Source organism: Frigidibacter sp. MR17.14 (assembly GCF_037095735.1).
In the GTDB taxonomy this organism is placed as follows: domain Bacteria; phylum Pseudomonadota; class Alphaproteobacteria; order Rhodobacterales; family Rhodobacteraceae; genus Frigidibacter.
In genome coordinates this window covers 18,484-28,309 of record NZ_JBAWKD010000019.1, presented here as the reverse complement: position 1 = coordinate 28,309, position 9,826 = coordinate 18,484, and the positions used below count along the sequence as shown (strand labels likewise).

9 protein-coding genes are annotated in these 9,826 nt (G+C 60.7%); 1 reads left to right on the top strand and 8 read right to left on the bottom strand.

All coding sequences use genetic code 11. The features are described from left to right. A partial coding sequence (locus V8J36_RS21665; protein ID WP_442902525.1) for a cytochrome c oxidase subunit II occupies positions 1 to 543 on the bottom strand: 543 nt, incomplete at its 3' end. A gap of 984 nt (positions 544 to 1,527) precedes the next feature. Here V8J36_RS21665 and V8J36_RS21660 point away from each other — a divergent pair. Next, positions 1,528 to 2,262, top strand: coding sequence for a Crp/Fnr family transcriptional regulator (locus V8J36_RS21660; protein WP_336469402.1), 735 nt, complete (start codon positions 1,528 to 1,530; stop codon positions 2,260 to 2,262). On the opposite strand, the gene V8J36_RS21655 is transcribed toward V8J36_RS21660, so the two are convergent. Genes V8J36_RS21655 through V8J36_RS21625 form a run of 7 tightly spaced genes read right to left on the bottom strand, consistent with a single transcriptional unit; the run spans position 2,257 to position 9,820 of the window. After that, positions 2,257 to 2,838 (bottom strand): class I SAM-dependent methyltransferase, encoded by a 582-nt coding sequence (locus V8J36_RS21655; protein ID WP_336469401.1) that lies wholly within the window; start codon positions 2,836 to 2,838, stop codon positions 2,257 to 2,259. The genes V8J36_RS21660 and V8J36_RS21655 overlap by 6 nt on opposite strands. Continuing rightward, positions 2,835 to 3,569, bottom strand: a complete 735-nt coding sequence (locus tag V8J36_RS21650; protein ID WP_336469400.1) for a PIG-L deacetylase family protein — start codon at positions 3,567 to 3,569, stop codon at positions 2,835 to 2,837. The genes V8J36_RS21655 and V8J36_RS21650 overlap by 4 nt, the downstream gene beginning before the upstream one ends. Beyond that, positions 3,566 to 4,645 carry an acyl-CoA dehydrogenase family protein gene (locus V8J36_RS21645; protein WP_336469399.1) on the bottom strand — a complete coding sequence of 360 codons (1,080 nt, stop codon included), beginning with the start codon at positions 4,643 to 4,645 and terminating at the stop codon, positions 3,566 to 3,568. Before V8J36_RS21645 ends, V8J36_RS21650 begins: the two co-directional genes overlap by 4 nt. Beyond that, a complete protein-coding gene (locus tag V8J36_RS21640; RefSeq protein WP_336469398.1) occupies positions 4,623 to 5,705 on the bottom strand; it encodes a glycosyltransferase in 1,083 nt (360 codons plus the stop codon). The genes V8J36_RS21645 and V8J36_RS21640 overlap by 23 nt, the downstream gene beginning before the upstream one ends. 14 nt (positions 5,706 to 5,719) lie before the next feature. Next, positions 5,720 to 7,783 carry a catalase gene (locus V8J36_RS21635; RefSeq protein ID WP_336469397.1) on the bottom strand — a complete coding sequence of 688 codons (2,064 nt, stop codon included), beginning with the start codon at positions 7,781 to 7,783 and terminating at the stop codon, positions 5,720 to 5,722. Then, complete coding sequence (locus V8J36_RS21630) at positions 7,755 to 8,897, bottom strand: glycosyltransferase family 4 protein (protein ID WP_336469396.1); 1,143 nt, start codon at positions 8,895 to 8,897, stop codon at positions 7,755 to 7,757. Before V8J36_RS21630 ends, V8J36_RS21635 begins: the two co-directional genes overlap by 29 nt. After that, the gene (locus V8J36_RS21625; RefSeq protein WP_336469395.1) at positions 8,894 to 9,820 is read right to left on the bottom strand and encodes a glycosyltransferase family 2 protein; all 927 of its coding nucleotides are present in this window, start codon (positions 9,818 to 9,820) and stop codon (positions 8,894 to 8,896) included. Before V8J36_RS21625 ends, V8J36_RS21630 begins: the two co-directional genes overlap by 4 nt. Positions 9,821 to 9,826: the final 6 nt, after the last annotated feature.

Sequence of the window (9,826 nt, the reverse complement as noted above, 5' to 3'; positions counted from 1 at the left end):
CGCAAGCCAGTCATCGAACGCGGCGGGCTCCAGGATGACGGTCTCGAAGGCCATCATCGCGTGGGACGCGCCGCAGAATTCGGCGCATTGGCCGCGATACATGCCGGGGATCTCGGGGCGCAGGGTCAGCACCGTCTCGCGCCCCGGTATCATGTCCATCTTGCCGCCAAGCGCCGGGACCCAGAACGAATGGATGTAGCGGTTCGCGTTCAGCTTCAGCTCGGTCCGCACGCCTGCGGGCAGGCGGATCTCGTTGGCGGTGACGACCGGGGCCTCTGCCCCTTCGGCCCAGTATTCGACGCGCCACCACCATTCCTCGGCGGTCACGCGCACCACCAGGCCTTCGCCGGTCGCGCGCTGGTCGGGCATGATCGACAGGCCCCAAGCCAGCAGCGCGCCGACCAGCACCGTGGGGAAGATCACGCCGCCGAATAGGATCACCCGGTCGGCATGGCGCACCGGCATCCTACCGGGGTGAAGCCGGGTGACGGCAAAGAAGGCGAGGTTCAGCGCCAGCCACAGCAGCACCGCACCGCCGAGCATGACGAGGAACAGAAGGTGAAGCTGCGCGGCATCCTCGCCCGCCGGAGACAGCGCCGACTGGCGCCCCCCGCAAGCCGCAACCGGAAGGGAGGCTGACGCGAAAAACAGCCGCCGCAGACGCGCTAGTGGCCTTTCAAAGGGGTAATGAGCTCTGTCCTGTCGCAAGCCGGTCCCGAGGTTTGTCGAGGACCTAAGCGTAGACGCCCGTATCTGTTCCGCAGAAACATCGAAGGGCGAATGATTTCTCGGATCGAACGACCTTGAGCCGTGTTTCCGCCTGCCTTCGCGCCATCCGGGAACTCTCTATACGCCGCAATCAGCCATTGAACCGCCGCGCTAGGCGGTGCCAGTGGCTTCGGCATTTGGCAGACCGCGACGTCACCGGCCCCAACGGGGGATGTGCTTAGTTAGAACCACCAACGGTCGGTGTCTGCTGACCGGTTGCAGTTTCTGGCAGCATCGGCGCAGCACTTGCCGAAGGGGTGTTCGGGGTGGACGCTTCCGGTGCCCCGACGGCAGTCGCGGGATCCTGAGTCGGACCAGGTGCTTCGGCGCTCTCGGACCCTAGCCACCAGACCAAACCCACAACCGCGAAGATGACGACCGCAAGCATTCCGACGAGCGGGCCTGCATGGTTGCGCTTCTGCCTTTCGACATTGGTGTTCGGCGCAGACATCGGGTTACTCCCTCCGCTTTTGGGCTGGTCGGGAAACGTCTGGACGGAGGATCTGTTCCGCTTGAGGTCCGTAAGCTTGCGCTACGTTGAATGACACTATCTTCTCGGCCGGGGGAACTCCCGTCGATCTTCACGATTGTGAGGGGGATACGAGTTCGCGAGATATCGTTGGCTTGCATTACATCGCTCAACGACAGGTTCTCCCGTCTCCCAATTCAAGCGTTGCTTAAGCGGTCGAGAAGCGCGACAGGGGACATCTGGTCAACTCACGTCCACTTGCAGTCAATACAAGGACTTCGAATTTCGTCATGAGCGTCAAGCTACCTCCTGAGGCAAAGATTGGTATGGTAGCCCGGCTTCCCGACGAGCTTTGGTCCAAACTTGATCGAGTGTGCTCGGATGTAGTGGAATGGGAGGCGCGTGAAGTGGTAACTCGCGCATCCCAACCGATCAACCAAAGCGCTCTTTTGCTGAACGGAGTTATGACCCGCCACATCGCGGATAAGGACGGTCATCGACAGATGGTCGCGCTCCAAGTGCCCGGCGACTTCGTAGATCTCCACAGCCTGCCGCTTGGACGCCTCGATCACGACGTTTCAACTATAACGCGGTCACGGGCCGCAATCTTCCCTCACGACGCACTGAAACAAATCATTGCCGAGAGCGAAGACGACGCGCGCGCGTTGTGGGCGTTGACGATGATAGATGCATCGATACATCGGCACTGGACCTTTCGTCTTGGTCGATTGCGCGCCACGGCCGGAATGGCGAATTTCTTGAGCGAGCTCGCGCTCAGAAACGAACTGAATGGCCGCGGAGACACAAAGGGTTTCGATCTCCCACTCACCCAGCAAGAACTTGCGGAAGTGTGCGGTCTCTCGCCAATGCACGTTCACAGGGTGCTCCGCGATCTGCGAGAAGGCGGTCTCTGCAGCGTCAAACATGGCCGGGTGGAAATACTTGATCGCGCCGGACTCGTGCGGACGGGAAACTTTGATCCACAGTATCTGTATCTACCTTGGTCGTCCGATCCAGCCTCATAGACTGTTGAGGCTCAGCACCATGGCTCGATATCCCCTACCGAGGTCGTCTATCTGCCCTCCCATCTGCACCGCACGACGATTGGAAAGAGAGTGCAAGAGGCAGCTCTCAGCCTCAATTCCGCTGAGTGCCGTCTGAGTTTCACCCGCGTAATTGACCAGAAGACATTGCCCGTCAGGCGATAGGTCTCTCGCGATGCACTCGGCAAGCTCGTCAATGCAGCGGGAATCGAGATAGTATAGGATTTCGGACATGACTATCAGGTCCCATGGTCCTCTCGGCCAATCTCGTGGCACGGTTGCAATGATAAAGTCAGCGTTAGGTATCTTGAGCTCCCGAGCGTCCGATATTGCACTGGGCGCGAAATCAAGCGCCAGCAGCCGTTCACTCCGTTGTGCGATCAACTTACTCATCTCACCGATGGAACAACCGATTTCCAGTGCGCGCTTGTAGCGCGCGCGTGGCAGCAATGCCAAGGTATCCGCATATTTCTGCGCCTCGTAACGGCTTGTGCGATAGCTCCACGGGTCGGTGGCGTCGCAATAAAGAGCTTCAAACCACTTTGCATCCTGCGTCATTCACTGCCCCCGGGGATAAATAGCTCATCACTGTCAACAAAGTATGCTGCGAGATCTGGGGCCATCCTGAAACCGCTCGGGTCATCGACGATCAATCCGGTCATCTGGGACACATGAGAACTAACAGCTGAAGCCTTCAACTCACGCCAGGTTGAGCTGTCAAACCGCATGAGGCCTGCGGGCACGAAACCCGGGACTATATCTTGAACACGCGACCAGATGGGGCATCCAAACAGCCTGCGATCATAACGCCGGGCGGCTAAGTGACGGGCTAAGTGCCAAGTCCTTTGATGATCTGGATGCGGATCACCGCCCCAGGTAGTCCAGACCGCGCTAACACGGTCGAGGATCGGCGCGAGTCTCTGCCCCACCTCAAAGAAGCTGGCTTCAGTTTCCGGTGCTGAGAGGTCGGGGTAGCCTAACCAAATCGGCATCGCGCGGCCCTTTGTCAGGATTGTCACCGCCTGCTCGACCTCCCGTCGGCGCAGCTCTGCCAGCCGAGGAGCTGCGTAGCGCAGGGATTTGCGGTGCGATGCGGCGCCATCTGTGATGATCGCTACGTGGACCCTATGTCCGGAGTCGCATGCCGATGCGATCGCTCCTCCCATTCCAAGCGATTCATCGTCAGGGTGCGGCGCAAGAACAAGCACATCCCCCGACCCGGTCAGTTCAGAAATTGATGCAAAGGGCGCACCGGCCGCTGCGGCGGCGAGTTGGGGGGTCAAATTCATTCATCGCTCCATAACTCGCCGACGCCGTGATCCGCCACCAAGACTGCCATCCCGACTTGCGACAACTTTCCATCGAGATCAGCCTGCCGAAGAAAAAAGGCCAAGTCCCGGCGGATGCGTTCGACTGGGTATCCTTCAATGAAAGACCGCGTTCCCAGTGCACGATCCGCGATTGCAATGCCGTCGAGACAGGCTTCCTCGACGGCTTCGCGTGCGGCCAGCGCGAGTGCCACGGCAAGCGGGCCTGCGCCCGGGGCCTCCACCCTGCGGGCAGCGTCTTCCACAAGCAGGCGCGCAGAATGCGCACGGGTGGTCAGTCGGGCCAGCCGGTGGAGTTGCGGAGCCTCGGCCCCACCTCCCTGGTCGACCACAGCACGTCTGACGGCCTCGGCGATCGCTTCCAAAGCGCCGACATGCAGCGCGGCATAACGCCAGACGCCGCCTTGAAAAAATGGCTCGCGTTCGTAGTCGCCCGGACCGCCGAGCAATTCGGCCTCAAGCCCCCGCATGCTGTAGACCCCCGAGGCCGTGGCGCGCATGCCGCTCGTCTTCCAACCTGAGGCATCGGCGCGCGCCTTGTCATCAGCTCGCACGATCGCCAGTTGCGTTCCGAGTTCGGTCGCTGCAGATACAATGGCAAAGTGGAGCACGCCGAGTCCCGATGCGAACCGCTTCTCGCCATGCAGCGTAGCCGAACCGTCGCCGTTGGGCTGAAGGCGCACTGGTAGCGCGCCATCGGCACCCCAGACGCCGAAAAGTCGATCGTGTGCCGACTGATATCTGTGTTTCTGCTCGGCCGAGCCGTAGAGCGCGATCAGTTTGAGCGCATTCATGTGGCCCTCGACCAAGCGCCCAACTGACAGGCTCGCCCGCCCAATGCGACGCAGAATAGTGACCAGGATCTCGGGAGCCGTCCGCGCATCGCAAAGAGTTCTGAGGACCCCTGCCCTTCCGAGGAGCATCATATCCGGTTCTAAACTGCGCCCCCCGGAATCAGCCTCACCTGCCTGAGCGGCGATCTGCGCGAGCGCATGCGCCACTGTGGCGTCCATTTCATAGGGAGCAGCCAGTCTCATGCGCTATGCCCTTGAAGTGGCGGAGGACTCTCCCCCCCAGGGTCGGAGATCCATCGGTTGGCACGATTTGCAACTCGGCGAGCTTAGACCGCAGCTGCGGAAGGTTGGTCTGCAATTCAGATAGGAACATCCGGTGTGAACGAAGCTCGGGCCGCGTCTCCAGCGCCTGCGCCCAAGCCGCGCCGAAACCCGGTTTGCCCGCGAACTCTCGTCGCAACTGCCCCTTTACCCGAGCTTGAAGAATGGTGAGATCGGCTGGGTTCAGCGCCTCATCTACAACAGGATCCTTGTTATCTATCCGTTCGCGGAGGGCGCGTGACATGCCGTCACCTGTGCGCCCATCTAGTCGACAGGACGTCCAGACCTGCGCAATTGAGGAGTGTCTGACGCGCCAATCCCGGCTCTCGGCGTGCTCGACAAATACGCGGTCCTCGCGCACTGCGATGTCGGGGATGCCACCGACATCCGTGTATAGAGGCATTCGAAACGCAAGAGACGCGCCGGCAGGGTTGATATGGGTGGGTTCGAGGTCATGTGGCACAGGGTCTAACAGCGCACGGACCGCGAGCGTTAGAGCGAAATACTCGCCCTCGGGCGCTCCCTTTTCGCTGATGATTGCAGGTAGGGCGGAGATCTCAGCCGGCTCCGGGAGCACGGTCCCGCAGACAAGATCGGCGCGCGTTAGCTCCGCCAGGTTCGCGTCGAGCCAATCCGGCGCAACGCGACTGTCGGCATCGGTGGTCAGAATGGTGCCGTCTTGGCGGAGACGCACGCAGGCTGCAGCGATGGCGAGCCTGCGTGCCCGTCCTACACCACTGCCGACAGGCGGCGCGGGGTCGTCGATGACGACGCCCGACGTGCCCGTCGTCACAAACCAAGCGCGCACCAGATCGAGGGTCGCATCGGTCGAGCCGTTTACTGTCACCACGATGCCGCCACGTCCTGCCAGTGCGATCGCTGCCGCATCGAGGCAGGCGCTGACGCGATCTGCCTCGTTGCGCGCAGGAATGGTGATCGCAGCGGCCCATGGATCGGCGGAGCCGTAGGTGCGCTGCGCCATACGGGCATCGCCACTCAAGACAGACGGTCCCAATACCGGATGTCCGCACAGGCGCTCAAGAAGGTTGCCGCGCTCTCCCCGTTGTCGATCGTGAAGACTCCACCATCTTCAGGCGTGACCAGCACTGCGGGCCAGAATTCGGTAAGCGCGGCGCCCGACAAGGCGATGAACTTACCATGGGTGTGGGCATCGCTCAGGAATGTCCGTGCTGCAGGTAGATCGGCAAGCATCTCGGCGCCGTCTTCCGACGCAAGGACTGCGATCGCATCATAAAGAACCGACGGTGCGCCATCGATTTTCTGCTGCGCCGCGATCTTCCGACCACGGCTAGTCGTGATGCCGCCTACTGCTTTAGCAATGACTTCGACCTCCGCCCCCGCAGCCGTGGCCGCTGTGACAAGTTCGTCAAACACTCGCGCGTCAATGCCGTCGGTCAACAGGGCACCGATCTTGCGGCCTTTGAAGCTGCGGGGCGGGTTTGCCAGAATGCTGAGCGCCTTTGACGTTTCCGTCTCAATCAAGGGTTTTGCAGGCGCGGCCGCAGCAGGAACCGCGTCCATCCCCAAGCCATCGGCAACGGTCTGGGCAAGATCAGCATCAATGTTCGGTAGATGCGCGACTACGCGGGCCCGGATGGCCGGGTTCTCGACCTTCGATAACTCGAACACGAGCGCATCCGCGATGTGCGCCTGCTCAATCGGGGTTTGGCTTAGGTAAAACTGGCGCGCTTGGCTGTAATGATCAGCGAAGCTCTCCGCGCGTGTCCGGCGCTTGGCCCCGGCTTCTTCCGCCTCAAATGAGGTGAAGCCGCGTGCGGGATCTTCGCGGGGACCAAGTCCATAGCTGTTAGGCTCGTAATTCGCCCGACCGCGTGGGTTCATCATCGCCATGTGTCCATCCTGCTGCATATGCGCGAACGGGCATTTCGGGGCGTTGACGGGGATGTGGTTGAAGTTGGGGCTGCCAAGCCGCTTCAGCTGAGTATCTAGATACGAAAAATTCCGCCCCTGCAGGAGGGGGTCGTTGGAGTGATCGATACCCGGCACAATATTGCCAGTCTGGAACGCGACCTGCTCGGTTTCGGCGAAGAAATTGTCAACCAATCGATCTAGGGTCAAGGTGCCGATGATTTTCACCGGCACGAGCTCTTCAGGGATCAGCTTGGTCGCGTCCAGCACGTCGAAATCGAAGCTGTCGGCAAAAGCGTCGTCGAAGACCTGCACCCCGAGATCCCACTGTGGGAAGTCGCCCTTGCCGATGGCGTCCCAAAGATCGCGACGGTGGAAGTCCGGGTCAGCCCCGTTGATCTTGACCGCCTCGTCCCACAGCACCGACTGCACGCCCTGCCGCGGCTTCCAGTGAAACTTGACAAAGCTCGACTTCCCCTCGGCATTGACCAGCCTGAACGTGTGGACGCCGAAACCTTCCATGAAGCGGAAGCTGCGCGGGAGGGTGCGGTCGGACATGATCCACATCACCATGTGCATCGACTCTGGCATCAACGAGATGAAATCCCAGAAGTTGTCATGCGCGGTCTGGGCCTGTGGGAAGCCGCGATCAGGCTCCGGCTTCGCGGCATGGATGAGGTCGGGGAACTTGATTGCATCCTGAATGAAGAAGACCGGAATGTTGTTGCCGACCAGATCCCAGTTGCCTTCCTTCGTATAGAATTTAACTGCGAACCCGCGCACGTCTCTGGCAAGATCGGCTGAACCTTTGCTGCCTGCTACGGTCGAGAAGCGGACGAATACTTCTGTCGTCTCGCCTTTGCGTTGGAAGATGTCGGCACGCGAAAGGTCAGGGATCGGGTTGGTGAGTTCGAACGTGCCATGGGCACCGTAGCCACGAGCGTGGACCACCCGCTCCGGAATTCGCTCATGGTCGAAATGGAAGAGCTTTTCGCGGAACGCCTGATCCTCGACAAGATGCGGGCCTCTGTCGCCAATTTTCAGCGAATTCTGGTTGTCGGCGATAGGCATTCCTACTTGCGTGGTCAGCGCCTCGTGCGGGCCTCCAGCGGTCTGATGCGTTTCGCCCCCATTCCCGGCCTCAGTTTTCGTGTCGGGTTTGCGTGCCATGTATTTTTTCCTTCGTTGCAGAGATCAGAAAGCCGTCAACAAAACGGCCATCGGGTTCCATCGCCCCTTGCTGGAGTCGTGCGGCGTCGAAAAATTGTTCTGCTGTGTTCGCCTGCGGTCCGAGTTCGGCGCGCCAGGCAGCGACAACGGCCGACAGCCGAAGCCCGTCGGAGAGCGTCACGGACATTGGCGCAGTCGCGGATACGGCGCGCCATTCCGCGAGCTTGCGCTCGACCGCAGCCGGTGCGGTAGTGTCGATGCATTGGCCATGGTGGCCGGCAATCTCGTCATTGGCGCCAAGCCCAGCGTGCAATAGTGCTGGACAACCCACGGCATTCGCCTCGGCGATTACTAATCCGAACGTCTCGGCGAACTGAGTCTGGGGATAGAACAGACACAGCGACCGCCGCATCCATTGGGCAAGCACTTCGGGCGACAGTCGGCCGAGGAAAGTCACCCCATCCGGGACCGCACCCGTGGGCCAGGAAAGGTAGCCCGGATCTGCGACGGCTAGCCTTAGGTCCGGCCAACGGTGCCGCACCACGGTGAAGTGTTGGAAGACTTCATTCAGGCCTTTGTGCGGCGAGCTGGCGAATAGCAGCAGATCGGGATCGCGCTGTGTCGTGTCGGGGACAAGATCCTCAGCGATCGGGTTGTAAATATGCCGGATTCTGGGCGCATCTGTGCCTAGGAACGTGGCGAGCCAGCGGGCATGGCTTTGCGAAACGCAGATTATGGGGATATCAGCGTTACGCAGGGCGGGCCCCATTCCGCGATTATGGCGACCTGGGAAGACGTGGAGCCAAAGAAGTATCGTTGCGTCCGGATGTAGCCGCCGAAGACGCAGAGCAACCTTCCAAGAATTGATAACCACAATGGTCGCGATAGGGCCGGGCAACGGCGCCTTGGCATCGAAACTACGATACTGCACACCCGAGACGATCTCGGGCCGGCGACGCCAGCTGCGCTCGAAAACCACTGGCGCGCTGTCGGCCAGAGCCTCGGCGACCTTGACCAGACTGGCTTCTGTGCCGCCAAGGCCCGCAAGATGGCCGGGCGCGCCGGAATAGTCCTTTGGCGCCATCGGATCGACAAAAGCCAGTGCCTCGATCATGCGATCCGACCCGCGGCAGATGGCTGCAGATTTCTAAGCTCTGACGGCAGTGCGGATGGATTACATAGAGCGGGATTCGAGCATCCGACAATCCGGACCGCCGACAGGTCGATGGGGACGGCGGTCACTTCGCGCGTCCTAAACCAATTCTCCACCTGATCCCAGACTCGGCGCCGATCCGCAACACGCCGGGGACTGTCGTAGTCCGTTGCGGCAGCCAAGGTTAGCGACCCAGCACTTTCAATCTTGGTCAGCAGGATATCGGGGATAACCCAGAACACTTCACCCGCCATGATCAGTCTGTTGCGGAACTCGCGATCCTCCTCGATGCAGTCCGAAAACCCGCCAATGCGCGTGAACACGTCGCGGTGAAACATGCCCGAATTCACATGAGTCCAGTCCCCCGGAGGGCCGGCGGCCATCTGTAAGTTCGGAAAGAAGTCATCAACCAGAGAAAGGGTCCGCCGAATTTCGACCCGGGTGCCGTCAGGCAGGATCAGTTCGTGATGGGTGAGAACAGCACCGATCTGGATCCGGCTCTCAGGCGCGCGGCCGGTCATTTCCCAGTTTAAACAAGGATGGGCATCTACACCTTCGTTTCCGATCACTCTCGCCTGGCGCAGAACCTTGTCCCGATGCGGCAGATCGTCGGAATCGTGAAAAGTCACAGCATCCGTGCGAGATAAAGCGATCCCTACGTTCTTGGCCTGCGCCGTGCCGACATTTGTGCCCAGTCGGATACCAACGAAACGCGGGTGTTCCGCATATCGAGCAAGCACACCGGTCGTCCCGTCGGTCGAGCCATCGTCGACTACCATCACCGTGGTATCAGGGTGGCTTTGACCAAGAGCGGCATCGATTGCCTGCGGAAGCAGATGGGCGCGGTTGAAGGTAGGGATAACAACCGTCACGGACGGAAGCATAGCACG

What these genes read in the sequence shown, in the direction of transcription:
- V8J36_RS21625 (WP_336469395.1), bottom strand. Translation starts at nt 9,820, where the DNA reads ATGCTTCCGTCCGTGACGGTTGTTATCCCTACCTTCAACCGCGCCCAT.
- V8J36_RS21660 (WP_336469402.1), top strand. Translation starts at nt 1,528, where the DNA reads ATGAGCGTCAAGCTACCTCCTGAGGCAAAGATTGGTATGGTAGCCCGG.
- V8J36_RS21650 (WP_336469400.1), bottom strand. Translation starts at nt 3,569, where the DNA reads ATGAATTTGACCCCCCAACTCGCCGCCGCAGCGGCCGGTGCGCCCTTT.
- V8J36_RS21635 (WP_336469397.1), bottom strand. Translation starts at nt 7,783, where the DNA reads ATGGCACGCAAACCCGACACGAAAACTGAGGCCGGGAATGGGGGCGAA.
- V8J36_RS21630 (WP_336469396.1), bottom strand. Translation starts at nt 8,897, where the DNA reads ATGATCGAGGCACTGGCTTTTGTCGATCCGATGGCGCCAAAGGACTAT.
- V8J36_RS21640 (WP_336469398.1), bottom strand. Translation starts at nt 5,705, where the DNA reads ATGGCGCAGCGCACCTACGGCTCCGCCGATCCATGGGCCGCTGCGATC.
- V8J36_RS21645 (WP_336469399.1), bottom strand. Translation starts at nt 4,645, where the DNA reads ATGAGACTGGCTGCTCCCTATGAAATGGACGCCACAGTGGCGCATGCG.
- V8J36_RS21655 (WP_336469401.1), bottom strand. Translation starts at nt 2,838, where the DNA reads ATGACGCAGGATGCAAAGTGGTTTGAAGCTCTTTATTGCGACGCCACC.